26 protein-coding genes are annotated in these 23,854 nt (G+C 68.8%); 14 read left to right on the top strand and 12 right to left on the bottom strand.

Annotated elements, in window-relative coordinates:
• The first annotated feature begins 149 nt into the window (after positions 1–149).
• Both OG555_RS39385 and OG555_RS39380 read left to right on the top strand, forming a co-directional pair.
• The gene (locus OG555_RS39385) at positions 150–848 is read left to right on the top strand and encodes a hypothetical protein (RefSeq protein WP_329478650.1); all 699 of its coding nucleotides are present in this window, start codon (positions 150–152) and stop codon (positions 846–848) included.
• 75 nt (positions 849–923) lie between these two features.
• Positions 924–1,508, top strand: a complete 585-nt coding sequence (locus OG555_RS39380; protein WP_329478648.1) for an ATP-binding protein — start codon at positions 924–926, stop codon at positions 1,506–1,508.
• On the opposite strand, the gene OG555_RS39375 is transcribed toward OG555_RS39380, so the two are convergent.
• The 3 genes from OG555_RS39375 to OG555_RS39365 all read right to left on the bottom strand — a co-directional run bounded on the left by OG555_RS39375 (position 1,481) and on the right by OG555_RS39365 (position 3,523).
• Complete coding sequence (locus tag OG555_RS39375; RefSeq protein ID WP_329478646.1) at positions 1,481–2,539, bottom strand: lysylphosphatidylglycerol synthase transmembrane domain-containing protein; 1,059 nt, start codon at positions 2,537–2,539, stop codon at positions 1,481–1,483. The two genes, OG555_RS39380 and OG555_RS39375, sit on opposite strands and share 28 nt — an antisense overlap.
• A 29-nt stretch (positions 2,540–2,568) precedes the next feature.
• On the bottom strand, positions 2,569–2,823 hold the full coding sequence (locus tag OG555_RS39370) for a DUF308 domain-containing protein (protein ID WP_329478644.1): 255 nt from the start codon (positions 2,821–2,823) through the stop codon (positions 2,569–2,571).
• Between the two features lie 136 nt (positions 2,824–2,959).
• Positions 2,960–3,523, bottom strand: coding sequence for a cysteine dioxygenase (locus OG555_RS39365; protein ID WP_329478642.1), 564 nt, complete (start codon positions 3,521–3,523; stop codon positions 2,960–2,962).
• A gap of 226 nt (positions 3,524–3,749) precedes the next feature.
• Here OG555_RS39365 and OG555_RS39360 point away from each other — a divergent pair, with 226 nt between their 5' ends.
• The gene (locus tag OG555_RS39360) at positions 3,750–3,938 is read left to right on the top strand and encodes a hypothetical protein (RefSeq protein ID WP_329478640.1); all 189 of its coding nucleotides are present in this window, start codon (positions 3,750–3,752) and stop codon (positions 3,936–3,938) included.
• Positions 3,939–4,111: 173 nt separating this feature from the next.
• On the top strand, positions 4,112–4,852 hold the full coding sequence (locus OG555_RS39355; RefSeq protein WP_329478638.1) for an alpha/beta fold hydrolase: 741 nt from the start codon (positions 4,112–4,114) through the stop codon (positions 4,850–4,852).
• A gap of 69 nt (positions 4,853–4,921) precedes the next feature.
• Here the strand turns inward: OG555_RS39355 and OG555_RS39350 are convergent, their stop codons facing one another.
• The 3 genes from OG555_RS39350 to OG555_RS39340 all read right to left on the bottom strand — a co-directional run bounded on the left by OG555_RS39350 (position 4,922) and on the right by OG555_RS39340 (position 7,111).
• Entirely contained in the window at positions 4,922–5,596 is a 675-nt protein-coding gene (locus tag OG555_RS39350; RefSeq protein WP_329478636.1) for a sigma-70 family RNA polymerase sigma factor, read from the bottom strand.
• 179 nt (positions 5,597–5,775) lie between these two features.
• Positions 5,776–6,612 (bottom strand): alpha/beta fold hydrolase, encoded by an 837-nt coding sequence (locus OG555_RS39345; RefSeq protein WP_329478634.1) that lies wholly within the window; start codon positions 6,610–6,612, stop codon positions 5,776–5,778.
• An 82-nt stretch (positions 6,613–6,694) separates the two neighbouring features.
• Positions 6,695–7,111 carry a tautomerase family protein gene (locus tag OG555_RS39340; protein WP_329478632.1) on the bottom strand — a complete coding sequence of 139 codons (417 nt, stop codon included), beginning with the start codon at positions 7,109–7,111 and terminating at the stop codon, positions 6,695–6,697.
• Here OG555_RS39340 and OG555_RS39335 point away from each other — a divergent pair.
• The gene (locus tag OG555_RS39335) at positions 7,092–7,817 is read left to right on the top strand and encodes a hypothetical protein (protein ID WP_329478630.1); all 726 of its coding nucleotides are present in this window, start codon (positions 7,092–7,094) and stop codon (positions 7,815–7,817) included. The genes OG555_RS39340 and OG555_RS39335 overlap by 20 nt on opposite strands.
• A 70-nt stretch (positions 7,818–7,887) precedes the next feature.
• On the top strand, positions 7,888–8,259 hold the full coding sequence (locus tag OG555_RS39330) for a LuxR C-terminal-related transcriptional regulator (RefSeq protein WP_329478628.1): 372 nt from the start codon (positions 7,888–7,890) through the stop codon (positions 8,257–8,259).
• A gap of 11 nt (positions 8,260–8,270) precedes the next feature.
• Here the strand turns inward: OG555_RS39330 and OG555_RS39325 are convergent, their stop codons facing one another.
• Complete coding sequence (locus OG555_RS39325) at positions 8,271–8,966, bottom strand: alpha/beta fold hydrolase (RefSeq protein WP_329478626.1); 696 nt, start codon at positions 8,964–8,966, stop codon at positions 8,271–8,273.
• A gap of 124 nt (positions 8,967–9,090) precedes the next feature.
• Here OG555_RS39325 and OG555_RS39320 point away from each other — a divergent pair, with 124 nt between their 5' ends.
• Positions 9,091–11,883 (top strand): helix-turn-helix transcriptional regulator, encoded by a 2,793-nt coding sequence (locus tag OG555_RS39320; RefSeq protein WP_329478624.1) that lies wholly within the window; start codon positions 9,091–9,093, stop codon positions 11,881–11,883.
• Between the two features lie 91 nt (positions 11,884–11,974).
• Positions 11,975–12,718: a metallophosphoesterase gene (locus tag OG555_RS39315; protein ID WP_329478622.1), complete on the top strand. Its 744-nt coding sequence runs from the start codon at positions 11,975–11,977 to the stop codon at positions 12,716–12,718.
• An 18-nt stretch (positions 12,719–12,736) separates the two neighbouring features.
• Here OG555_RS39315 and OG555_RS39310 read toward each other — a convergent pair whose 3' ends face one another.
• The gene (locus OG555_RS39310) at positions 12,737–13,513 is read right to left on the bottom strand and encodes a phosphotransferase (RefSeq protein ID WP_329478619.1); all 777 of its coding nucleotides are present in this window, start codon (positions 13,511–13,513) and stop codon (positions 12,737–12,739) included.
• 33 nt (positions 13,514–13,546) lie between these two features.
• Positions 13,547–14,887, bottom strand: coding sequence for an aminotransferase-like domain-containing protein (locus OG555_RS39305; protein WP_329478617.1), 1,341 nt, complete (start codon positions 14,885–14,887; stop codon positions 13,547–13,549).
• 103 nt (positions 14,888–14,990) lie between these two features.
• On the opposite strand from OG555_RS39305, the gene OG555_RS39300 reads away from it, so the two are divergent.
• Positions 14,991–15,806 (top strand): alpha/beta fold hydrolase, encoded by an 816-nt coding sequence (locus OG555_RS39300; RefSeq protein WP_329478615.1) that lies wholly within the window; start codon positions 14,991–14,993, stop codon positions 15,804–15,806.
• On the top strand, positions 15,803–16,558 hold the full coding sequence (locus tag OG555_RS39295) for an SDR family NAD(P)-dependent oxidoreductase (RefSeq protein ID WP_329478613.1): 756 nt from the start codon (positions 15,803–15,805) through the stop codon (positions 16,556–16,558). The genes OG555_RS39300 and OG555_RS39295 overlap by 4 nt, the downstream gene beginning before the upstream one ends.
• 1 nt (position 16,559) lies before the next feature.
• On the opposite strand, the gene OG555_RS39290 is transcribed toward OG555_RS39295, so the two are convergent.
• A complete protein-coding gene (locus OG555_RS39290) occupies positions 16,560–17,969 on the bottom strand; it encodes a purine-cytosine permease family protein (protein WP_329478612.1) in 1,410 nt (469 codons plus the stop codon).
• A 106-nt stretch (positions 17,970–18,075) separates the two neighbouring features.
• Between OG555_RS39290 and OG555_RS39285 the strand changes: the two genes are divergently transcribed.
• Positions 18,076–19,641, top strand: a complete 1,566-nt coding sequence (locus tag OG555_RS39285; RefSeq protein WP_329478611.1) for a PucR family transcriptional regulator — start codon at positions 18,076–18,078, stop codon at positions 19,639–19,641.
• Between the two features lie 4 nt (positions 19,642–19,645).
• Here the strand turns inward: OG555_RS39285 and OG555_RS39280 are convergent, their stop codons facing one another.
• Positions 19,646–20,239: an urea carboxylase-associated family protein gene (locus OG555_RS39280; RefSeq protein ID WP_329478609.1), complete on the bottom strand. Its 594-nt coding sequence runs from the start codon at positions 20,237–20,239 to the stop codon at positions 19,646–19,648.
• Between the two features lie 116 nt (positions 20,240–20,355).
• Between OG555_RS39280 and OG555_RS39275 the strand changes: the two genes are divergently transcribed.
• The gene (locus OG555_RS39275; RefSeq protein ID WP_329478607.1) at positions 20,356–21,483 is read left to right on the top strand and encodes an NADH:flavin oxidoreductase; all 1,128 of its coding nucleotides are present in this window, start codon (positions 20,356–20,358) and stop codon (positions 21,481–21,483) included.
• Positions 21,480–22,349: a polysaccharide deacetylase family protein gene (locus OG555_RS39270; protein WP_329478605.1), complete on the top strand. Its 870-nt coding sequence runs from the start codon at positions 21,480–21,482 to the stop codon at positions 22,347–22,349. Before OG555_RS39275 ends, OG555_RS39270 begins: the two co-directional genes overlap by 4 nt.
• Before the next feature lie 2 nt (positions 22,350–22,351).
• On the opposite strand, the gene OG555_RS39265 is transcribed toward OG555_RS39270, so the two are convergent.
• Positions 22,352–22,801 (bottom strand): winged helix-turn-helix transcriptional regulator, encoded by a 450-nt coding sequence (locus OG555_RS39265; RefSeq protein WP_329478603.1) that lies wholly within the window; start codon positions 22,799–22,801, stop codon positions 22,352–22,354.
• A gap of 137 nt (positions 22,802–22,938) precedes the next feature.
• Here OG555_RS39265 and OG555_RS39260 point away from each other — a divergent pair, with 137 nt between their 5' ends.
• Positions 22,939–23,850 carry a nitrilase family protein gene (locus tag OG555_RS39260; RefSeq protein ID WP_329478601.1) on the top strand — a complete coding sequence of 304 codons (912 nt, stop codon included), beginning with the start codon at positions 22,939–22,941 and terminating at the stop codon, positions 23,848–23,850.
• Positions 23,851–23,854 lie beyond the last annotated feature (4 nt).

Here is a 23,854-nt window from a genome sequence, read left to right as displayed (position 1 = left end):
ACCGGCGTACGTCGGTCCGCGGTTCGGTGCGGCTGCGCTGGGCCTTGGACCTGATCCGGCGTACAGGCGCATACCTGCCCCGCGCGGGGTTACCTGACCAATCAGACGTTGGTGGTTGGTCTGAGGAGGCGTGTACCAGGGTGACCCGCATGAACGAACGGACGACGACGCAGGCGCATCCGGGTGAGCCGCGGTTGCCGGCTGCCGTCGGGGTGGTGGCGGCGATCGGGCTGTACGCCCTCCTGCCCAGTGCGCTGCAGATCGGGCCACGGTTCGTGGTCCCAGGGCTGGAGTTGCTGTTGTTCATCCCTTTGGTCCTGGCCAATCCGCGCCGGATGGGCAGGCAGAACCGGTTGCTGAGGCGACTGTCGATCGGCCTCGTGTTGCTGATCGCGTTGTCCAACACGACCGCCCTCGTGCTGCTGATCCGATCACTGGTCGCAGGAGACGCGGAGGCAGGTGGTCAGTTGCTGGCAGCCGCTGGGCAGGTGTGGCTCACGAACGTTCTCGTCTTCGCGCTCGCGTATTGGGAGCTCGACAGGGGCGGTCCGGTCACCCGCTTCCGGGTGGCGCGGCCGCGACTGCCCGACGCGGACTTCCGCTTTCCGCAGGACGAGGACCACGACGCGATCAGTGAAGTGGCGCAGCGGTCATCGGCCAAGTCCGGCTGGGCGCCGGGGTTCATCGACTACCTCTATGTGTCGGTCACCAACTCCTCGGCCTTCAGCCCGACCGACACCATGCCACTGTCCGTCCGGGCCAAGCTGTTGATGGCTGTCGAATCGGTCTCGGCGCTGATGATTTCGGTCCTGGTCGTCTCGTTCGCCGTCGGCCTCCTCGGCCACTGACCGACTAGCCCGGTGGCGGGTGGTCAACGCTGCTCAGATCGGCGAGACTTGCCAGTTGAGCGGCAGGACATCGATATGGGCGTCTCCAGCGGTGGTCCCGGAACGGGCCTTCTAGACCGGCGCGTCGAGCGCGGGGCAGTGGATCGGGTGCTCGACCGGGCACGGGCGGGCAACAGCGCCGTGCTGGTCGTGCACGGCGAGCCCGGGATCGGCAAGACGGTCGTGCTGGATTATGCGGTGCGCCGGGCGTCGGCATCGGACCTGCGTGTGGTCCGGGCGTCGGGCGTGGAGTCGGAGCTGGAGCTCGCCTACGCCGCGCTGCACCAGCTGTGCGTGCCGTTCATCGGACCCCGGCTGGAGCAGCTGCCGAGGCCGCAGCGTGCCGCGTTGGCGGTCGCATTCGGGCTTCGGGAAGGGCCGGCACCGGATCGTTTTCTGGTCGGCCTGGCCGTCTTGAGCCTGCTGGCCGCGGCGGCGGAGGACCAGCCGCTGGCCTGTGTGGTGGATGACGCACAGTGGCTCGACCGCGCCTCGGTGCAGTGTCTGGTGTTTGCGGCGCGGCGGTTGCTGGCCGAGCCGATCGCGCTGATCTTCGCCGTACGCGGGCCTGGCGGTGACCCACGCGGCGTACGTCAACTCCGGGCGTTGCCGGATCCGTAGCGCTGGCGGAAGAGCAGGTACGCCACGCCTCCGGCCAGGAGCGGGAGCCAGTACGAGACGATGCGGTAGAGCAGGGTCGCCGCCAGGGCGTCGCCGCCGGGCACGCCCGCGAGAGTGAGCGTCGTGACGAGGCCGGCCTCGACGAAGCCGAGGCCGCCGGGGGTGAATGGCAGGAGCGTCAGGAGTTCGCCCGCGACGTACGCGAGAAGGACGAGCGACGGGTGCGGGTCGGCTCCGACGGCGTGAAGGGCGGCGAGCAGCGCGAAGTAGTCGAACAGGCTGTTGCCGGCGGCCGCCAACAGTGTCGCCTTCCAACGCTTGCCGACCGTGGTGCGAACGAAGTCGCGATCCGCGAGCAACTTCTGCGGAACGTCGGTCACGTGCTTGCGTCGTCTGACGGTCGCGTTGAGGAGCCACTGAACGGCGCGGCCGGCCCGTTCGACGGGTTTGTCGCTGACAAACACCGCCGTACCCACTGCCAGGATTGTCACGAGTACGGCGACGCCGAGGTAGGCCGCCGTCGCCAGGCTGTGGTTGACCGCGGCACCGCCCAGGATCGCTGGTAGCGCCAGCACGGGCAGGGAGAACGTCGTCGCCATCTGCAGGATCGCGGCCGCGCCGTACGCCGTGACGATGTCCTGTGTTTCGGCGATGCGGGCCTTGCGCAACATCGCGGTCGCGGCCGCTGTGGACGTGGCGCCACCGCCCGGCAGTGCGTGGCCGGCGGAGAACCCGGTGAGCTGGGCGGCGGCGACGGGGAACCAGGCGCGCGTGCCCAATGCGATCCGATCGACCTCCCACAGGCACACATAGCTTGTGATCTCGCAGGCGAACGCCAGGATCGCGAACGGCCAGTCCAGATGCTCGAGCGATCGCCATGAGCCGAAGACCGAAAGCAGACTCGGGAGCACCAGGTACAGCGACACACCGCCCAGCACGAGATAGGCGGCCGGGCGTACCTTCGGCCACCACCCGCCTTTCCCTCCTGCCGGCGGCTGCGGCGCCGCGGACTTGCCAGGGTCCGCGGTCACGTCAACCTCGCGCCGTCCGGTCGAGCGACCTACGTCGCGGAGGTCATCTGCCCGACGGTTCGGCCCGCCGAACGGAGCTGGAACGCGAAGGCGATCTCCATGATGCCCAGCACGAGCAGCCACACGCCGAGGACGACAGCGAGCGTCAGCAGGGAGATCCCCGGCCAGACCAGGACCATGACCCCGAGGAGCAGAGCGATGATTCCGTAGGCCGGCGGCCAGCCCCGGTGCCGCCCGGCTCCGCGCAGAAGTTTCGTCGTGTTGTCAGCGAGCACATCGCTCATTCGAACCCCTCCGATCGGGCACGTAGGCGCTCCGGCGTGATCGTCCGTCATGCAACCAGAGCGGCGAGCGTATTCGAGGCTACTCTCACCGACTCCGGAGCCGCGTCATTCCGTTGCGGGCAACAGTCGATTTGCTTCAGTCGAGGGGACGGAGCGCGTCGGCGTACGAGACGGAGGTGCGGCGCAGTACGCCGTCCTTGACGGAGTACTGGCCCATCCGCCACAACGGCGGGCTGTAGGCGTGCACGGTGACACTGCCCTCGGCCAGGCCGGTCAGGCGGTGGATGTGATCCGGGCCGAAGCCGTAGACGTCACCCGCGGCGACCTCGGTCTCGATCGAGTCGACGCCGATCGCCAGGTTGTGCTCGACCACGCTGCCGCGAGCAATCGCTACCGCGCCGGACGAGACGTCGTGGTCGTGCCAGCCGGTGTCGTTGACGGGCGTCCAGCAGATCAGCCAGACGTCGACGTTGGCGTCGCGATGCAGCGAGGCGAACACGCGTTCGTCATCGCTGTAGCTGACCTTGTCCTCCCACAGGTGTGGCTGCGCTGCGATCGAGGCCGCGAGCTCGGCGAGTTCGCTCGGGTGCAGGTCCCGGCCGGGAAGGGTCTTCAGCGACAGACAGCCGTTGAGCTCCACGAGCCGGCCGGCCCGGCGCGCGGGAACGCCGGGCATGTCAGAGTCGGGCTGGGCAGTCATTGCACTCCCTCTCGGAGTCGGTACAGGTGCAGTCGTTGCCTGTCTCGACTATCTCGATCACACGCGCGCCTCCGAATCCGGGAACCAACTGATCCGCCGCGCAGAGTCTGCAGGTCGGTATCGCGCTGCCACGGGATGGGGTTGTCACGGCATGGGGTTGTGTCTGGTCCTAGCTTTGGGATGAGTGGATGCCGGATGGCGTCTGCGTTCTTGGGAGCGGGCAAACATGGCGATTCTGATGAAAGCGGAGGCGCTCGCGATCATTCGTCGCGCCTACGGACCTGATGTTGCCGATTCGGTGGCGGATCAGTTGCCAGATCGGATCGACCCTGACAACGACGCGGACGCAGAATTGCTGGTCGGTCTCGGCCTGACCCGGGACGGCCTGGCCGGCGCGCTCGGCGGCGAACTCTGAAGCGACCTCGCGGAAGAGCCGGCGACTCGTGTCACACAGCGGGGTGGTGTCCGGTCTTAGAACCGAGCCGATCAAGACGCAGTCGGCTCCGACTCCGCTCCGGCGAGGAGTGTCGCCAGCACAGAAGTCCGCCGACAGTTGGAGCCGTCCTTCGCACGGAATAGGACAGATCGATGACCAGTCCCGACAATCACGGAAGCCCGCCCACCATCGTGCTGGTGCACGGAGCGTGGGCAGATGCCTCGAGCTGGAGCCGAGTCGGGTCGACGCTCCAGGACGAGGGCTACAAGGTCAGGGCGATCGCCAATCCGCTGCGATCACTGTCGGGCGACGCGGCGTCCGTCAGGGCGTTCCTGGACAGCTTGACCGGCCCGATCGTCCTGGTCGGCCACTCGTACGGCGGTGCCGTGATCACCAACGCGGCCACCGGAAATCCCAACATCCAGGCACTCGTGTACGTCGACGCCTTCGCGCCCGACGCCGGTGAGAACGCGACGGCCCTCGCCGGGCCGGATTCCGCGCTGTCCGTCGACCCGACGACCGTTTTCGACCTTGTTCCCCCGACGTTCCCGCCGACCGCGGCCAGCGATCTGTACCTCAAGGAGTCGACGGTCTTCACGTCGTTCGCGAACGGGTTGAGTGACGATGAGAAGGCGGTCGTGTTCGCCACCCAGCGGTCGGCCACCGTGGGTGCACTCGGCGAGCCGTCCGGAACGCCGGCCTGGCGGACGATCCCGTCCTGGTATGTCCTCGGCACGCGGGACAAGATCATCCCGCCCAGCGTCCAGCGGTCGATGGCCGAGCGGGCCGGCTCCACGATCGTGGAGTTCGACGCCGGCCATGTCGGCCTGATGGCGGACCCCAAGACCGTCACTCAAGTCATCGAGCAGGCTGTGCGAGCGACCGTCGGCTAGCCGGACGGATGGGGTCAGGGCATCGAGCCGATGCGACTCGATGCCCTGACTCCGACGTTCGGGACACCATCAGGCCGCCAGATCGGCGGTCAGGAGTTCTTCGAAGCCGGTGAGGTCGCCGGCCCGGGCCGCGTCGAGGAATGCGTGCAGGAAATGCCGATGGAGGGCCGGCTTCACGGTTCTTTGTTTGTCGGCGGCGATCCGTTTGCGGGCTCGGCAGACGAGTTGTCTGCTGTTGGCGGGGCCGAGGTGGAGGAGTTGCGAGATTCGCGGGTAGGGGTAGTCGAAGGCTTCGCGGAGGATGAAGGCGGCGCGTTCCTTGGGGGTGAGGTTGTCGAGGACGACCGCGATGGCTTGTTCGAGGGCTTCTTGGTGTTCGGCGGTTGTGGCTGGGTCGTTGCCGGTGTCGGCGGGTTCGGGTGCGGTGGGGGTTTCGCGGCGTCGCCGGGCGGACTGGCTGACGTTGATGGCGAGGCGGGTGGTCATCGTCGCCAGGAGTGCCTGCGGGTTCGCGACGACCGTGCGGTCGGTGTTCTGCCAGCGAAGCCAGGTCTCCTGCACGATGTCCTCGGCCTCGCTCGTGCCGGCGAGGAATCGGTACGCGATCGCCAGCAGCCGCGGTCGCACTCTGAGGAAGGTCGCGACCGCCTCGTCGAGATCGCCGCCGGCTCGTCCGGTGTTCGCGGTCTGGACCGCAACGTTGTCCCCGTCGTTCCCCGTCGGCCTTGCTTCTCTGGCGTTCACGCTCCCGGCTCCTTCCTGCTCGGCGGGCATCTCGCAACGCCCTTGCCATCACAGTGCGGGTGCCGATCCCGTCGTCGCGCCTCGGGAAGTCCATGGGTGGTCACGTGGTCCCGGCCGACCACGAGATCGTGGCCAACCACGTACTACGACAGGGACATGCCGGGTCAGTCGATGCCTCGTCACAGGAAGGCGTGGACGTCCGCGGCGAACTCGGTGTGGTGCTGGAAGAGGAATCCGTGGGCGGAGTCGGGGTAGATCTTGATCCGTGCGTGCGGGATGAGGCCCGCCAGCAGGTACGAGTAGTGCGGCAGGATCATCGGGTCGCTGTCGCCGTTCGTGACGAACACGGGGACTTCGATGGCGCTCACCCGTTCGAGCAGTGCGTGGTTGGGGACACCCCAGTCACAGACGGCGTCGTACTGCGCGAGCCGGGTCGCCCACGTGGTCTGGTCGTCGCGGTCGGTGGTGCGGGCCGCCATCCGGCCGAAGGCGTCGATCCCGGCCTGCCGGCTGGTCTCGGAGTTGGCGAAGAAGACACCGAGCACCCCGGCCGGGTTGGGTTGCGGTTGGCCGACGGCGCCGATCACGTCCGGCGCCCAGCCGTGCATGCCGGCCGCACCCTGCGGCGCTGACGAAGCAAGGACGAGACGACGTACGGCGCTCGGCCGGATCAGCGTGATCTCCTGCGCCACGAAGCTACCGAGGGAGAAGCCGACGAGGTCGACCTGCGCGAAGCCGATCGCGTCCAGGAACGCCAGCGCGTCTCGCGCCATCTCCGCGACCGATCGCGGCGTACTCCCGCCGGACGCACCGACACCAGTGTTGTCAAAGGCAACGACTTGCCGATCGGCCGCGAGTGCGTCGACCAGGGCGGGATCCCAGTTGTCGAGGTTCCCCCGGAAGTGCTGCAGCAGAACCAGCGGTACGGCGCCGTCGCCGGACTCGCGGTAGGCGTAGTCGATCCCGTTACCCGCCGTGACCCGTTTGGTCAGGGCATCGACGTACGTGACTGTCACCCTTCTCCCTCCTTCACCCTCCAGGAAGCACCTACAGCATCACCCGAACACTTGAGGCCGACCAGTGCTCCGCCACGGCGAATCACTGGTGGGACTTGAGGTCCGCGATCTGGGCGCGGGCGGCGAGGACGAGCTCGTCGTTGGTGTTGGCGTGGCTGCCCAGGCCCCAGCCGCCGGGTGCGGCTTCGGTGAGCAGGACCCAGGTCCGGTCGGTGAGGCCGGGGTCGCCGGCGGCGGTGGCGACGATCCAGGTGAGTTCCTCGACGACGGCCAACTGCTTGTCCCGGTCGAGGGCGCCGGCGTTGGTGAGGACCTGGACTCGGACGTAGGTGCTGTCGCCGTCGACGTTGGACAGGCTGTCGACGGGTAGCTCGTGGACGAACGCGGACCGGGCCGCGATCGTACGTGCCCTGGAGCGGCTTCCCGAGCCGGTCCGGCCGCCGGCTGATTGGCCGGACGACCTCGCGGACGAGCAGCGGGTGTGGGTACGCGCGTGCACCGAGCCGCTGATCGCACACGCGGACGGCGTCGGTCAGCTGCACCGGATCGCCGCCCGGGCAGTGATCGACCTTGCCAAGCTCGGCGCGTCGGCCTGGTTGCTCGACGAGACCGAACTCGCAGTGCGGCTACTCCGCGAGGCGCTGAGCCGGCTCCGCGCGCCGGGAATGCTGGGGCGCAGTGGGGCCGCGCTGTCCGCGCTCCAATGGGCGTGCATCGACAGCGGCCGCTGGGACGAAGCGCTCACAGCGGCCCGGGAAGCGAGCGACGCTGCCGCCGCGTACGGCATGGAGACTGTCGCGGCGACTGCTGACCTCTGCACGGCCTCGATCCTCGCCTTGCGAGGCGATCACGAGCAGGTGCAGTCACTGCTGACCAGTGCAGCGACGTACACCGACGAGCGGGAGTACCGGTCGATCGCCGCCCGCGCCCGCCATGCCGCAGGGATGGCGGCGTTCGCGCAGGGCAACTTCCTGCCGGCCTTTGCCCAGCTGCGGCAGCTCTTCGACGCGGACGGCGAGCCCCTGCACCATCACGTGTCCTACTTGGCCATCGGTGATCTCGCCGCCGCCGCGGTACGGGCCGAGCGTCGGCTCGAGGCGCGGACGCTGATCGAGCGCGCGCTGGTTCCGGTCGAGGAGAGCAGCGGCCCCCGGCTGCACCAGCTCGCGGCGCGCGCCCGCGCCCTCCTCACGGAACCCGTGTGACGCAGAGGCCCACTTCGACAAGGCTCTGGCCGATCCTGCGGGGGAGCAGTGGCCGTTCGAGCGGGCCCAGTTGCGGCTCGACTATGGCGAATGGCTGCGCCGGCAGCGACGGATCAACGACGCCAAGCCCGTCCTGGCGACCGCCCTGGAGACGTTCCGCCGACTGGGCGCGGCACCCTGGACCCGACGTGCGGAAACGGAGCTGCGCGCCTGTGGCGTAGCCGAGCCGGTGACGCCGACAGCACCCGACGCCCTCGCCGAACTCACCGCACAGCAGCGCGAGATCGTCATCCTCGCCGCCCGCGGCCTCACCAACGCGGAGATCGGCGACCGCCTGTTCCTGTCACCGCGCACCGTCGCCTCGCACCTCTACCGCTCGTACCCGAAGCTAGGCATCACCGGCCGCCACCAACTCCACAACCTCACCACCCCGGAGCACTAGCGCCGATCGGGTCAGGTGAGGGAGTCGACCGCGGTGTTGATCAGGTCGGCTACTGCTTGGGGCTGCGAGACGTAGACCGAGTGGCTGCCGGGGACCTCGCGGACGGTCGCGCCGGCACGCTCGGCCATGGCGCGCTGGGCCGGTGGCGGGATCATGTGGTCGTCGGCGGCGACCAGGTACCAGGTCGGCTTGCTCCGCCAGCCGGGGTCGGTGACCGAGCCGGCGAGTGCGTCGACGCCCCAGGGGACCTGCGAGTCGGCCATGAACGCGGCTTCGTCGGCCGGCAGGTCGCCGGCGAACGAGTCGTGGAACTTCTCGCGGTCGAGGAACAGGTAGCCGTCCCGGGGCGGCAGGATCGGCGGAACCGGTGCTCCCGGCGGTGGGTCGGCGATCAGCGTGTTCACGGACTCACCCTTGTCGGGGGCGAACGCCGCGATGTAGACGAGTCCGGCGACGCGCTCGTCGCTGCCGGTCTCGGTGACGACGACACCGCCGTACGAGTGACCGACGAGGACCACCGGGCCGTCGAGCTCGTCCAGGACCTGCTTGGTCGCGGCCACGTCACCCGCGAGCGACACCGTCGGGTTCTGCACGATCGCGACCCGGTGCCCCTGGGCCCGGAGCCGGTCGTACACGCCCCGCCAGCCGGAACCGTCGACGAATCCGCCATGGATCAGTACGACGGCAGGTCGGGTGCTGGTGTTCATGGTGTTCCTCCTTCATCGGTGGGATCACCGGCGACGCTAGGTGTGGGCCGACGGCCGAGGCATCAGGGATATCCCTCGACCGCGACCCTCGATCCGGTCTGCGACTTGCAGGATGATGACCCTCGTGAGTGAGGTATCAGCGGCCGCGTACGGGTTGTTCGGCCGGGAGGACGCCGTACGCGTGATGAGCGACGTCGTGGACCGGGGTGGAAGTGCGGTCGCCGTCGGCGAGCCTGGTACGGGCAAGAGCAGCCTGCTGAAGGTCGCGGATCAGTTGGCCCAACGCCGGGGGCGAAGGGTGCTCTCCGTGACCCCAACCCAATTCGACCGGGGACTTCCCTTCGCCGGGCTGGCCGAACTGGTCGGCCAGTGTCCGGACGGAGCGGAGCGGGATCTTCCGGGTCCGCAGCGGCACGCCTTGGCGGTTGCTCTGCAGCGTGTCGAGCCCGATGGCCGGGAGGTCGACGCCTTGGCGGTGCCGTTGGCGGTCCGAAGTCTGCTGACGCACCTGTGTACGTCGGAACCGGTCGCGATCATCATCGACGACCTGCAGTGGCTGGACCAGGCAAGCGTCGGGAGCCTGAGCTTCGCACTCCGCCGTATCGCCGGCGAAGCTGATCGGTTGAGCGTCCTGATCGGAACCCGACCGGACCCGGGCACCGGTGCCGACCTGATCCGGTGCCTGCCCGAGCCTGGACACGAGTTCACGCTGCCTCCTCTGGAGGAGTGGGCGATCGGCCAGCTGCTTCGGAAGCGCCTGGGCACGCGATGGACTCCGCCGCTGTCCGCCGGGGTGGCTCGGGCGAGCGGAGGGAATCCGTTCCTGGCTCTCGAGATCGCGCGGGCCATGCAGGCCGACGTGTCCAGCTGGCCGGGGAGTGCGCAAGCCGGCCACGATCCGGTCCTTCCCGTGCCGCCAGGGCTGGTCGACCTTCTGCACGAGCGCGTCGCACGACTTTCGCACCAAGCACGCGAGGTCCTCTTGCTGGTGTCGGCGGCGGGCCGGCTCACCGTGGCGCAGTTGCAACAGTTCGTCGCGGAAGACCAACTGCGGTCGGCTCTCGAAGCTGCCAGGGACGCAGATGTGGCACGTGTCGGCGCCGGGTCGGTCGTTGCCTTCACCCACCCGTTGCTGGCTTCGGCCATGTACGACGCCGCGGCACCGGACGCGCGGCGTCGTACGCACGGCTTACTCGCGGAAAGGCTCGAGGATCCGGTCGAGCGCGCCCGCCACCGGTCGAAGTCGATCACCGCCCCCGATGAAGCGGCGGCCGGCGACCTGGAACGCGCAGCCGAAGTCTCCCGGCGTCGTGGCGCCCAGCAATTGGCCGGTGAGTTGCTGGAAGGAGCCGCGCTGGCCACCCCGTCCGATCTGGGCACCGCCGACGGCTTTCGTCGGTGGCTCCGCGCCGTGGACACATACATCGACGCCGGCGACATCCTCTCGGCGAGGTCGGCCCTGGGCAAAGGGTCGGCGCTGGCCGCTGTCCCGCAGCAGCATGCCCAGGTACTGGCGCGGCAGGCCAAGCTGGCCGACGACCTCAGAGGGTCTCGGGTCCTCGCCGAGCAGGCGTTCCGGCTGGCACCGCCGGGCGAGGTCCGTGCGGAGATCCTGCAAACGCTCAGCGAGCAGCGCCGGATGGAAGGTGACGGGCGCCTCGCGCTGCGGCTGACCAAGATGGCGATCACCGAGGCGGGAGCGGCCGGGCGTCCGGACATCCAGCTCGTCGCGCTGTACCAGCGACAGTCCATCGAGCAGCTCTGGGGATTGGGCGATCCGGAACAGACAGTGCGCGAGATGGAGCGACTGGTCGAGAGTTCGCCACTCGAGCTGTCCCCGGCCGAATGGGCCGGCGCCCGAGCCTTCTACGCGGCCTGGAACGATCACCGGGCCGAACGGGTCGTCCGCGACGCCATCGCGCGCGCCGTCGACGCCGGCCGGTACGGCGATCTGTCCAGCCTCTACATCTGGTTGATCCTGGTCCTGATCCGTGCCTCGAAGGTGCGGGAGGCTCAGGCCGCTCTGGACGAAGCGGATCGCCTGGGTGCCTGGACGACCTTGGGTCTGCAGGAGAACATGGCCCGCATCCTGATCAGCGAATACGCGGGCGACCTCGATGCGGCTCGCGACGTGGCCGAGCGCGCGGCGGCGCGCTCGAGAGCCGGCGGGTTGAGGTATTGGCTGGGTGGCTTTCTGGCACAGCTCGGCTTCGTCGAGACCTCCGCACGGAACTGGAACGCGGCACTCGAACCGCTGCGCGAGCTCGCGGAGATCTTCGCGAGCACCAAGCTGGTCGACCTGGAGCAACTGTTGTGGCCTGTCGACCTCGCCGACGCCGCCTTACAGATCGGCGCACTGCAGGACGTCGAGACGGCCATTGTCCTGCTGCGACGCCAAGGCGCAGCCGGCCGGCCGGAAGCCGCAGTGGCCGCGGACCGCTGCCAGGCCCTGTTGAGCGCTGCGCGTGGTGACTTCGACGGCGCTGTGAAAGAGCTCCGCAGGATCGTCGACGAACCGGGATCCGAGTGTCCGTTCGAGGCGGCTCGTTCCCGGCTGGCTCTGGGCCAGGTCTACCGGCGCGCCGGATACAAACGCCTGGCCGAGGAAACGCTGAGCGCGGCCGCGAGCATGTTCGAGGAGCTGGGCGTCCCGCGCTGGGCGGAACGAGCCAGGGACGAAGCCGGTCGGGTCGGGCTGCATCCCACCACGAACATGCTCACGGCAACGGAGCGCCGCGTCGCCGAGCTGGTCGGAGCAGGACACTCCAACCAGGAGACCGCCGCCGAACTCTTCCTGTCCGTCAAGACCGTCGAAGCCAACCTGACCCGGATCTACCGGAAGTTGTCGGTCCGCTCGAGGACAGAGCTGGCTCACCACTTGAACAAACTGAAGCCGACGACTGCCTCAGACCAATAGTCACTTGCTGAGGTCACTCTGCGTATCGTAGGGTCTCTAACGGAAGAACGGACAGCTTCCATTAGGACCTGCCAGCGGAGGAGACAGTGAGATGACAGCACTCTTTGCACAGATCAGTGACCTGCATCTGGACGGCACCGAACGGGCGACGCGTCGTGCCGTCCGCGTCATGGACTACCTGCGGGCCTTGCCTCGCCTGGTCGACGCTCTGCTTGTCACCGGGGACATTGCCGATCACGGCGAGGAGGCCGAATACGAGGAGGCGGCCCGGATCCTGACCGCGTCCTTCCCGGTGCTGACCTGCCCCGGGAACCACGATGTGCGACCGGCGTACCGCAAGGCTCTGCTGGGCGAGGCGCCGGACGACGGCCCCATCAATCAGGCGCACCACATCGCCGGGACCACCATTCTGATGTGCGACTCCACGATCCCAGGCCGCGACGAGGGACGCCTGGACGCCGAGACCCTCGCGTGGATCGACTCCACCCTCGCCGGACTTCCGCGTGAAGCCTCAGCGCTGATCGCGTTCCATCAGCCACCGGTCGAGCTCCACCACCCGATGCCCGACTCCGGCATGCTCGAACAGCCCGGACAACTGGCCGACTTGCTCGACGCGCATCCGGAGGTCGCCGCGGTCATCACCGGCCACGCTCACACCGCAGCGGCGTCGATCTTCGCCACGCGTCCTTTGATCGTGGGGCCGGCGATCACCTGGACCTTGCGGATGCCGTGGGAGGGTGACGAGGCCGCAGACCTCGAGCAGCCACCCGGGCTGGCCTTCCACGTCCTGGACGACAACGGCCGCCTGACCACCCACTACCGCGTCGTCCTCTGATCCCGGCTCGCCGGATCCTTACACCAGAGAGTCGCGCATCAGGATCAACGACTGCGCCGCCTTGAAGTAGCCCGCGGCATGGTTCTCCTCAGCATGAACCGCGAATGCGGGGTCCTTTCGGGCGACCTGGCCGGCGATATGAGCACCCATGCCGTAGAGCCTGATCACAGCGGTGTCCACGATCTCGCGGGCCTCGATGCCGAGACCGTAGCTCTCGAGGAAGAGTCGCAGCCTGCGCCGTCGATCCGGCTCGTCCAGCCAGCCCCACGCAGCGAGATCTGCGGTGGGATGGAACGGGACGAACTGATGCGCCGCGTACGCCAGGTCCCAGACCCTGCTGGACGGCCGGGCCGTGTCCCAATCGATGATGCCGCGGACGTCGGTCCCGTCGAAGAGGATGTTCCACGGCGCCAGGTCGTTGTGACCGATGCAGTCCACCACAGGCGGGCCGGCGATCTCGTAGCTCAGACCGGGCACCAGGCTCGACATCTCGAAGCCCTGGCTTGCGTCGTGTACCTCACGAATCGCGCGCGCGACGTTGGCCAGTGCTTCGTCCGAGCGGACATCGTCAGACAGCGGTGGGTAGCCGGTGTCGCCCGCGATGAAGGTCAGCCGCTCCGCACCATCGGCCGCGATACCGAGGAATCGCGGAGTCAGGGCGCAGCCCCTGGATTCGAAGTGCTGGAGGAGGCGGTGGATCTCGGAGTTGTCCTGTGCCGGATATCTGTGGACCTCGTCTCCGGCACGTCTCGGCTTGGAGAACCGGCCGCCGGCCAGTTCGGATACGTCGTCCACGGGACTCCTTCTCGCCTGATGTGCTTCGGCTTCTCACTCGACCCCGACGTCCTCCGGCACCCCGCGCGCGATCTGCGCGAGCGTGTCAAGCGCGCCGGCAAGTTGGTCGTACGGCGGGGACGCGAGAGCCAGGCGTACTGCGTTGGGAGCGCGTCCGGGAGTGACTGCGAACGCGGCCGCGGGGCTCACCGCGATTCCGTGCCGAGCGGCAGCGGCGACGAAGGTATCGGCACGCCACGCCTCTGGCAGGCTCCACCAGCAGTGATAGGCGCGGACGTCCGCCTGAAGGCTGAAGCCCTGCAGGCGTTCGCCGGCGAGGCGCTGCCGCGCTCGTGCGTCGGCTCGCTTCCGATCCTGGATGGTTTCCGCGGTGCCGTCGCCGATCCATCGGACCGCGGCGTCCAGCGCGAACCGCCCAGCTGACCAGGCGCCGGATCGCAGTGCCGTGCCGAGCCGTGCGGTCAGGCGGGCGGGCGCCACCAGGAAACCAAGCGTCAGACCTGGTGCGATCCGCTTGGACAGGCTGTCGACGAAGATCGTGTGGTCCGGCGCTGCCGCTGCGAGCGGCGGCACGGCGTCGGCGGCGAGGAACCCGTTCACGTTGTCCTCGATCACGACCAGGTCGAGGCGTTGCATCAGCTCCGCGAGCTCCGACCGACGGGCGGCGGGCATGGTGATCCCGAGCGGGTTGTGCAGTGTCGGCTGGAGATAGATTGCACCGAGCCCACCGGAGCGACGCGCACTCCGTACGGCGCTGGGCAGCACGCCGGACTCGTCGACCGGCAAGGGGATCAGCTCCACTCCGAGCCGGCTCGCGATCGACTTCACCACGGGGTAGGTCAGTTCCTCGACGCCGAGGCGTTGGCCGGCGGGCACGAGGGTCGCGATAGCGGCTGCCAGCGCCTGCCGGCCGCTTCCCGCGCAGAGTATGGTCGCGGGCTCCGGAGCCCAGGCGCTCGTACGGAGCAACTCAGCGGCTGCCTCTCGCGCCGCCGGAGTGCCCTCGGCGCCGACGGGCCGCAGGGCGGCGCCGAGCGCGTCGGTGCGCAACAGTCCTGCCAGGCTTTTGGCCAGCAGTTCAGGTTGATCGGGCAGCATCGGGAAGTTCAGCTCGAGGTCGATCCGTGCGGTGGCCGGCTCGGACAGCAAGGGCTCGGTCCTTGGCGGCGCGGCGCGGATGAACGTGCCACGGCCGACTTCGCCGACGGCCAGGCCTCTGCGGATCAGTTCGCCGTACACCCGCGCCGCGGTCGAGTCGGCAATGCCGTGCTGGCGGGCGAACCGCCGCTGGGGTGGGAGCCGATCACCGGGGCGCAGCCGTCCGCCCGCGACGGCGGCGGCGACCTCGTCGGCGATCAAGCGATAGTCCTGCATGGTTCCTCACGATTGCACCGAGTGCAATAAAATTATTGCACTCGCATCTTGTCCCGAATAGCATCGAGTGTCAACAGGGTCGAAGCAGCTGTGAGGACTGATCATGAGCACTGCGCAGATCGGCGGCATCACCGTCGACTATGACGACATCGGGGCGGGGACACCGCTCGTGCTGGTGCACGGGCATCCCTTCGACCGCAGCATGTGGCGGCCGCAGACGGAACGCTTCGGCGCGGACGGGTGGCGCGTGATCGCCGCCGACCTGCGCGGGTACGGCGACACCACGGTGGTGCCAGGGGTGACGCCGCTGGAGGTCTTCGCCACTGACATCATCGGATTGCTCGACCACCTGGGGATCGAGCGCTTCGCTCTCGCCGGTTTGTCCATGGGCGGCCAGATCGCGCTGGAGCTGTATCGGCTCGTGCCGGAGCGGATCCGTGCGTTGGTCCTCGCCGACACCTTCCCCGAGGCGGAGACCGCCGAGGGCAGGCGGCAGCGCAACGAGGTGGCTGATCGGCTGCTGCGCGAAGGAATGGCCGAGTACGCCGACGAACTGCTGCCGAAGATGATTGCCCCGGGCACCATCGAGGCGCGGCCCGAGGTCGCGCGGCACGTCCTCACGATGATGCGGAACGCTCCGGCCGAAGGCGCGGCGGCGGCTCTTCGCGGCCGGGCGGAACGGCAGGACTACGTGGACCTGCTGCGGCGGATCGACGTACCGACGCTCGTGATGGTCGGCCGCGACGACGAGTACACGCCGGTGGAGTGGGCGACCAGGACGGCCGGCTACATTCCGGGAGCCGAGTTGGTGGTGATCGACGGCGCGGGTCACCTTCCCAACCTCGAACGACCGGAGGAGTTCGGCCTCGCACTGGCGGAGTTCCTGAAGCCGATGAGCGACGGAGTTGATGCACGGTGACGGCGCCGCGCACCGTCCTGGTCACCGGCGCCAGCTCCGGCTTCGGAGCCGCTGTCGTCCGTCGCTTCGCGAACGATGGCGCCCGCGTCGTCGCGGCGGCGCGGCGAGCCGACCGGTTGGCCGGACTCGCCGCCGACCTCGGTGCGGACGTCCTTCCGGTGGTCCTCGACGTCACCGATCCGGAGGCGGTCACGCGGATCCTCGGCGACCTGCCTGAGCAGTTCGCCGCGATCGACGTGCTGGTGAACAACGCGGGTCTGGCACTCGGCCTCGAGCCCGCGCAACGCGCCGACCTGGCCGACTGGGACCGGATGATCGACACCAACTGCGGCGGTCTGGTGCATGTCACCCGCGCGGTCGTTCCCGGCATGGTGGAGCGAGGCGGTGGTCAGGTCATCAACCTCGGATCGGTCGCCGGCAGCTATCCATATCCCGGTGGCAATGTGTATGGCGCGACCAAGGCTTTCGTTCACCAGTTCAGCCTCAACCTTCGCAGCGACCTGCACGGTACGGGCGTTCGCGTGACCTGCGTCGAGCCGGGGATGGCGGCGACCGAGTTCTCCGCCGTTCGGTTCGCCGGCGACCAGGAGAAGGCCGAGGCCGTGTACGACGGGATGCAGCCGCTCACTGCGGACGATGTCGCCGACACCATCCACTGGGTGGCCACCCGCCCCGCGCACGTCAACATCAACACCATCGAACTGATGCCGACCGCCCAATCCTTCGCACCCTTCCAGGTAGCCCGCGGGTAAGTCAGCTGGTTTCCAGGGTGAAGTCGGCGGATCTGAGGATGACCCGGCGGCTGGCGAGGTAGTAGAGGCCTCCGCCGACCAGGGCGCCTGATAGCCAGGAGAAGTCGGTGTTGTGGAGAGCAACCGCGATGGGGCCTTGCATGGCCGGGACCAATCCGTATTGCCAGCTCCAGCCGGCGACCAGGCCCAGCAGCAGGCTGACGAGTGCCCGGACGTTCCAGCGGCCGTACGGCGAGTTGGCCGCATACAGGCCGGGGATGTCCAGGCGACCCCGGCGGAGGATCAGGTAGTCGACCGCGACGATGGCGCTCCATGGGCTGATCCAGACCAGGATCGAGACCATCCAGCTGTCGAAGGCCTGCCCGAAACTGCCCGCGCGCACGAACACGACCAGGACGGCGGACGCGACCACGCCGGCCAGGAGGGTGACCTTCCACCGCGCAGCCTTGATCCCGATGGAGAGTGCGGCGAGCGAGCACGAGTACAGATTCAGGATGTTGGTCGCGACCGGACCGTGCATGATCAGCAGGAGTACGGGCACGGCCATGACGCCGAAGGCTTCGGTGACGAGAGCGGAGGGGTCGCTGCTCGTGCCCGCGCTGGCCAGGCAGGCGCCGAGGGCCGCGAGCCAGACGGTCGGGCCGTACATCCCGAGAGCAGTAGCCAAGAAGACGGATCGGCTGGACGCCTCGGGCCGGACGAAGCGGCTGTAGTCGGCGGAGTACGGCAGCCAGCTGATTCCCCAGCCGACACCGATAGCGGTCATCAACTGGGTCATCGCCGTCAGCTTGTCGGCCGGCGTGCTCGCGGTGGCCGCGGTCCAGTGCAGCTCCGTCCGGCTGAGTGCGAGCACCGTCATGATCGCCATCACCAGCACCGTCAACGGGACGGTGTACTTCTCGAAGGTGCGGATCGCGTAGAACCCGTACAGCGCCAGGCCGAGCTGGAGGATCATGATCGCCGCGGCGACGCCGTACTCGAGACCGGCGCCGCCCCGGATGCCGAGTTTGCCGAGTACGGCTAGGACGAGGTCGAGGACGACCCAGGTGTTCACGCCGACCCACGCCATCGTCAGCAGGCATTGGATCAGGCCCGGTACGACGGCACCGTAGCGTCCGAACGGCGCCCGGCCGAGCACCATCTGGTTGACGGCGGTCCGGTGACCGATGACGTTCAGCAGGCCGAACAGTCCGCAGCCAAGGACATTGCCGATGGCAACGATGAGGACGGTCTCCAGCAGGCTCAGGCCGAGGGTGATGCCGAGTGCGCCGAGGACCCAGTTGATCGGCGCCAGGTTCGCGCCGGCCCAGATCCAGAACTGCTCACGGGGACTGGAGTCCCGGTCGGCCGGCGGGATCGGGTCCACGCCGTGCGCGTCGAACGGCACTGCCTCGGGTGCGGGGGTGGTCATGGCGGCCTCCAGTGGATCGAGTTGGCTCAGAAAACCAGCCGTGACCACGTCGGGGCAGTGGGTAGATGTCTAGTGAATCCGGGCTCTCACTGGATATGTTCACACCATGCTGAGTCTGGCGGCGCTTGTCGGCAATCGTGCGCTCGAACTGAAGGTCCTGGTCCCCGGCCCGACGGGGGCGCTCGACCGCGAGGCCCTGTGGGTGCACAACACCGAGTTGCCCGACCCGTCGCCGTACGTGCGGGCCGGCGAGATCGTCCTCACCAACGGGTTGTGGCAGCACGAGACGTCCGCCGGCGCGTTCGTGGCGAGCGTTCGCCGGGCTGGGGGAGTGGGCATCGTCTTCGGCCTGCGTCAGGAGACACCGGTCACGCCCGACGGGTTGGTCGAGGCCTGCAGGCAGGAGGGTCTGCCGCTGGTGGAGATCTCGATCGAGGTCCCGTTCACCGCGGTGACCGAGGCCGCTTCGGCGATCCAGGCCGATCGGCGCCGGGACGCACTGGTCGGCATGGTCCGGCGCGGCGACGCCTTGGCGTCCGCGATCTCGCGCGGTGCGGGAGCCTCGGGTGTGCTGGCCGTGCTGCGGAAGGAACACGACGTTCCGCTGGTAGTGGTCGACCGGATGGCGCGGCAGCTCGCATCCACCGGCGGCGAGTTGTCGGCCGAGCAGCGGCGAATGGTGGCCGACGGCCTGGCCCGGCACCCGCCGCCGCTCGAGATCGACCTCGGGGCAGATATCGGCCGTGCGACGGTGTTCCTGGTCGGCGCGGTCGGCGACACCGACGCCGCGCTGCTGTGTCTGCGGCCGGTGAGCCGGCTGGGGAGGGCGGAGCAGGAGGCGCTCGACCAGGCCGCGCGCTTCCTCAGCCTGGAGGTCGCCAAACAACAGGCGATCCAGGCGATCGAGTCGCGCTTCGCCAGCGAGTTGCTCGACATGATCCAGTCCGGGCCGCAGCGGGCGGCCGAGGTCGCCGACCGGCTGCGAGCGTTCGGTGTGGACCCGTCGGCCGAGCTGGTCGTTCTCACGGTCGCCTTCGCCGACGGTGCCGAGTCGACCTTGCCGGGACTGGCCGAGACGGTCGGTGAGTTCTTCCTGTCCCAGAGCCTGGCCGTTGCCGTCGCCGCAGGCAGCCAGGACGTGGTCGCCGTCGTACAACGTCCTCGACGGGATCTCGGCAAGCTCGCCATCGAGCTGTGCTCCGCGGTGCGGACCCGGTTCTCCGATCGGCGGCCTGTCGTCGGGCTGGGAGACACCGCTTCCTCGGCGGCGGAGCTGCGGCAACCGCTCGTGCAGTCTCGCGAGGCGTGTCAGGTGCTGCGGCGCCGGCGCGGCGGTCCGGCGGTCGCGTCGTTCCGGGAGCTGGGCACCCACCGGCTGCTGCTCGGCCTCCAGGACGCCGCGACGCTGCAGGGGTTCGTGGACGGAGTGCTCGGACCACTTCGCGAGCACGACAGACTGCGCGAGAGCGAGCTGGAGACCACGCTGCGGGCGTTTCTTGCGAACGACGGACAGTTCGCCGCCACCGCGACAGCGCTCTACGTGCACGTCAACACGTTGCGGAACCGGCTGGCGAAGATCACCGAGCTGACCGGTCGCGACGTCGCCCGGACCGAGGACCGGGTCGATCTCTACCTCGCCCTCGAGGCGGGCGACATGGCGAAGTCGCGGTAGCGGGTTACCGCAGTACGTCGACGGCGAGGTCGGTCGGTGCCTCGCCGTTGATCACCGTCAGGTCCTGCGGGCAGGCCGACACCACCACGACGCAGTCGAGTTCGGCGCGGAACGTGATCGAGTCGCCCGGACGAGTTGCCGCAGGCAACCAATCCAGCGTGGCCCCGGCGCCGATCGGGACCCGCATGAACACGTTGACCGGCTGCGGTATGACGTCGACGCCGAGCGCATCTCGCAGGTTGCGCGCACACGACGGATGATCCGGTACGCCGAGAGCGGCGTACCGGGCGTCGTCACAGGCCGCGATGAGCAGGTCGTGCACGCCGGGCGACGTGTCTTCGACCAGGGTGAGAATGGGTCGGCGTCGATCGGTCACAAAGGCCTCACCGACTGCCGGGAACAGGCGGCTGACGGCGGCCCTGGTGTGGGAGGCGCTCAGGTGTTCCGCGGTGATGCCGTCCGGCGTGGCGACGTACGCGAAGAGGTCACCGACCTGCGCTCCGGCGAGGTCGACGACCCGAACGTGGTCACCGCGCTGGACTCGGACGGCTCGTCCGGTCCGTGCCGGGACGGTGGTGCGCGAGATGGTCTGTGTCATGGGGCAACCCAACCAGGAGGGCTGCCCGGATTCAGTGGAGAATCCTCCAGCGCAGGCCCGGTTCTCTGTGGCCGACTCCATCGCGAAGGGGGGCGACGGATGGTGCAGTTGTCGGCATGGACCTGACAACCACGAGCCTCCACCCCGCCCTGGAACCTGCCGAACTCTCCGGCCTCGCGCTGGCGAACCGGTTCGCTGTCGCACCGATGTCCCGGGTGTCGGCCGCACCCGACGGTGTGCCGACGCCGGAGATGGCCGGCTACTACGCCGAGTTCGCCGAGGGCGGGTTCGGTCTGGTGATCACCGAGGGGATCTACCCGGATTCGTCGTACAGCCAGGGGTATCTGAACCAGCCAGGGCTGAGCACTTCGGAGCAGGTCGACGGCTGGCGAGAGGTGACCCGCCGGGTGCATGCCGCCGGGCGCCCGATCATCGCGCAGCTGATGCACGCGGGCGCGCTGTCGCAGGGCAACCCGCATCGCTCGGAGCGCGTCGGGCCGTCCGCTGTCCGGCCGATCGGCGAGATGCTGACCGAGTACGGCGGCAGCGGGCCTTGGCCCACGCCTCGCGAGCTCGCCGTGGCCGAGATCGAGGAGATCGTCGCCGGATTCGCCGCGGCGGCGGTGCGAGCACATGACGCCGGCTTCGACGGAGTCGAGATCCATGGCGCCAACGGGTATCTGCTCGACCAGTTCCTCACCGTCTACACCAACGAGCGCACCGACTCGTACGGCGGACCTGTCGCGAACCGGATCCGGTTGACCGCCGAGGTCGTGGCCGCCGTCGTGGCCGCGACCCCCTCGGATTTCGTCGTCGGGGTCCGGCTGTCGCAGACCAAGGTGAACGACCTCGACTATCGCTGGCCGGGCGGCGCTCACGACGCCGAGATCATCTTCGCGACCCTGGCAGACACCGGCATCGGCTACCTGCACGTCGCCAGCGAGGGGCGCAACTGGCTCGACACCGCCCGGTTGCAGGGCGGTCACACGATCACCGGACTCGCGCGACGGGTCAGCGGCTTGCCGGTGATCGCGAACGGCGGGATGCACGACCCGGAGCAGGCGGATCGGGTACTGACCGACGGGCACGCCGACCTGCTCTCGCTGGGCCGGGGAGCGCTGGCGAATCCGGACCTGCCGCGGCGCCTGGCCGACGAGGCGGAGCTGACTCGTTTCGATCGCCGGATGCTGGAGCCGGCGGCGACCTTGGCCAACGCCCGCCAGTGGCAGACTGATCAGCCATGACGGATTCGACGTGGCACGGTGGGGCGGCCGCTGTTGTCACGCTGACCTTCGACGTCGATGCCGAGACGCCGATCCTGGCGGCGGGCCGCCGGTACGCCGATCATCTGATGACGATGTCGCACCAGGCCTACGGGCCGGACGTCGGAGTGCCACGGATCCTGGAGCTACTGGCGGAACTCGGCGTACCGGCGACGTTCTTCGTTCCAGGGTGGGTGGCCGAGCACCGACCGGGGCTGGCGGCAACGATCGTCGAGCGCGGTCACGAGGTCGCGCATCACTCCTACAGTCATCGTGCGCCGACCTCGCTCGGCGCGGCCGAGGAGCGTGCGGACTTCGAGCGGGCCCTGGCGGTGTTCGATGCCCAAGGCATCGAGATCCGTGGACACCGGGCGGCGCTGTGGGAAGCGACGCGGGTCACGCTCGACCTCATCGCCGAGCACGGGCTCGCCTACGACTCGTCGCTGATGGGGGATGACCGGCCCTACCGGCTCGAGGTCGACGGCGGGACGTTCGTGGAGTTGCCGGTGCACTGGTCGCTGGACGACTGGGAACAGTACGCGTACCTGCCGTCCCCGCAGATCGGGTCGGTGATCGAGTCGCCGCGGAAGGTGCTCGAGATGTGGCGGGCGGAGCTGGACGCGATGCGCCAGTACCGCTGCTTGTTCAATCTGTGCATGCATCCGTTCCTGACCGGACGCCCGAGCCGGCTGGTGGCATTGCGCGAACTGATCGAGTACGCCCAGTCGTGCGGCGACGTCGCATTCGCCCGCTGTCGCGACCTCGCTGAATCGGCAGCGGCCGACCCGACGCTGCTGCCTCGAATCCCGCCCACGGTCACGCCGGACCCGGGCACCTATCCCGACTGAGCTCAGTGCGAGACCTTGCGGACGAAGGTGTCCGACGAGGTCACCGTGCGGCCGCTCGCGTCGATGACCTCGAGCCGTTGCAAGGGTCGTTCGTTGGCGGCGTCGAGGAGAACGGAGTGCGGCTCGCCGTCCTCGAACAGGTGATCCTCACCCCACTGCCGCAACGCGACGACGATGCTGAACAGTTCGCGACCCTTCTCGGTGAGCGCGTACTCGTGGTAGGCGCTGCCGTCGGCGGCGGGCACCACCTCCAGGATGCTCGCGCCGACCAGTTCCTTCAGTCGTGAGGCGAGGATGTTCCTGGCCAGCCCGAGGCTGCGCTGGAAGTCGCTGAACCGGGTGATCCCGTCGAAGGCGTCGCGAACGAGCAGGAGTGACCAGCGGTCGCCGATGATGTCGACCGCCCGGGCGACCGGGCACTCCGCCCCCTCGTGGCTCACGCGTCGCGCCATGTCACTCCCTTACCGATCGATCCGCCCACAAGTTTTTCTTCGCAACTGGTTGCAAGTATAAACCAGCCGCTGCTACGGTCCCTCGCATCGGTTTCAAGTTGAAACCAGTTGGTGCGGGGCAGAACAGAGGAGAGACCATGACGGAGCAGTCGGAGGCCGGCCGGGACACCAGGGTGAGCCCGGTGCGCGTGGCGGTGGTGCAGTTCGAGCCGCACGTCGGAGTGGAGAACCTGAAGGCCAACGCCACCGCCGTGGAAGAGCGGTTGACGACTGCCGCCGATCACGGCGCGGGCCTCATCGTCCTTCCCGAACTCGCGACCACGGGCTACGTGTTCGAGACCCGCGAGGAGGCGTACGCGCACTCCGAGCCGGTGCCCGGCGGCCGCAGTGTCGACCTGTTCACCCGGATCGCCGCTGAGCGGGACGTCTACATCGTGGGGAACGTCGTCGAACAGTCGAACGGAAGGCTCTTCGACACCGCGGTCCTCGTCGGCCCGGACGGCTACATCGGCCGGTACCGCAAGACCCACCTGTGGAACACCGAGAAGCTGTGGTTCACCCCGGGCGACGAGGGGTTCTCGGTGTTCGACACGCGGATCGGCCGGATCGGGCTGCTGGTCTGTTGGGACATCTGGTTCCCCGAGACCGCCCGGATCGTCACCCAGCTGGGCGCCGACATCATCTGCATCCCCACTGGCTGGGTCTGGACCCCGCCGCCCCTGTACGACGCGAGCGGTGTGTGCATGGCCGCACATCTGACCATCACGGCCGCGCACGCCAACAACGTCTTCATCGCCACCGCGGACCGGATCGGTCAGGAGCGCGGCGCCGGCTTCATGGGCAACTCCCTGATCGCCGGCACGAACGGCTGGCCGGTGGACCGGATCGCCGGACCGGACGAGGACACGATCATCTACGCGGACATCGACCTCACCGCCGCGAGGACCGCCCCGATCTGGAACCAGCTCAACGACCTGCATCGCGATCGCCGTACCGATCTGTACGACCAGATGCTCGGCTATCGCGGCGCGGCGCCGCTGCCGCGGTGACGTG

This window comes from Kribbella sp. NBC_01484, assembly GCF_036227145.1.
Classification (GTDB): domain Bacteria; phylum Actinomycetota; class Actinomycetes; order Propionibacteriales; family Kribbellaceae; genus Kribbella.
Note: the sequence above shows the minus strand (reverse complement) of the source record. Positions and strands in the feature narration are given on the sequence as shown.

What these genes read in the sequence shown, in the direction of transcription:
- OG555_RS39385 (WP_329478650.1), top strand. Translation starts at nt 150, where the DNA reads ATGAACGAACGGACGACGACGCAGGCGCATCCGGGTGAGCCGCGGTTG.
- OG555_RS39380 (WP_329478648.1), top strand. Translation starts at nt 924, where the DNA reads ATGGGCGTCTCCAGCGGTGGTCCCGGAACGGGCCTTCTAGACCGGCGC.
- OG555_RS39370 (WP_329478644.1), bottom strand. Translation starts at nt 2,823, where the DNA reads ATGAGCGATGTGCTCGCTGACAACACGACGAAACTTCTGCGCGGAGCC.
- OG555_RS39365 (WP_329478642.1), bottom strand. Translation starts at nt 3,523, where the DNA reads ATGACTGCCCAGCCCGACTCTGACATGCCCGGCGTTCCCGCGCGCCGG.
- OG555_RS39360 (WP_329478640.1), top strand. Translation starts at nt 3,750, where the DNA reads ATGGCGATTCTGATGAAAGCGGAGGCGCTCGCGATCATTCGTCGCGCC.
- OG555_RS39355 (WP_329478638.1), top strand. Translation starts at nt 4,112, where the DNA reads ATGACCAGTCCCGACAATCACGGAAGCCCGCCCACCATCGTGCTGGTG.
- OG555_RS39325 (WP_329478626.1), bottom strand. Translation starts at nt 8,966, where the DNA reads ATGAACACCAGCACCCGACCTGCCGTCGTACTGATCCATGGCGGATTC.
- OG555_RS39315 (WP_329478622.1), top strand. Translation starts at nt 11,975, where the DNA reads ATGACAGCACTCTTTGCACAGATCAGTGACCTGCATCTGGACGGCACC.
- OG555_RS39305 (WP_329478617.1), bottom strand. Translation starts at nt 14,887, where the DNA reads ATGCAGGACTATCGCTTGATCGCCGACGAGGTCGCCGCCGCCGTCGCG.
- OG555_RS39300 (WP_329478615.1), top strand. Translation starts at nt 14,991, where the DNA reads ATGAGCACTGCGCAGATCGGCGGCATCACCGTCGACTATGACGACATC.
- OG555_RS39290 (WP_329478612.1), bottom strand. Translation starts at nt 17,969, where the DNA reads ATGACCACCCCCGCACCCGAGGCAGTGCCGTTCGACGCGCACGGCGTG.
- OG555_RS39285 (WP_329478611.1), top strand. Translation starts at nt 18,076, where the DNA reads ATGCTGAGTCTGGCGGCGCTTGTCGGCAATCGTGCGCTCGAACTGAAG.
- OG555_RS39280 (WP_329478609.1), bottom strand. Translation starts at nt 20,239, where the DNA reads ATGACACAGACCATCTCGCGCACCACCGTCCCGGCACGGACCGGACGA.
- OG555_RS39275 (WP_329478607.1), top strand. Translation starts at nt 20,356, where the DNA reads ATGGACCTGACAACCACGAGCCTCCACCCCGCCCTGGAACCTGCCGAA.
- OG555_RS39270 (WP_329478605.1), top strand. Translation starts at nt 21,480, where the DNA reads ATGACGGATTCGACGTGGCACGGTGGGGCGGCCGCTGTTGTCACGCTG.
- OG555_RS39265 (WP_329478603.1), bottom strand. Translation starts at nt 22,801, where the DNA reads ATGGCGCGACGCGTGAGCCACGAGGGGGCGGAGTGCCCGGTCGCCCGG.
- OG555_RS39260 (WP_329478601.1), top strand. Translation starts at nt 22,939, where the DNA reads ATGACGGAGCAGTCGGAGGCCGGCCGGGACACCAGGGTGAGCCCGGTG.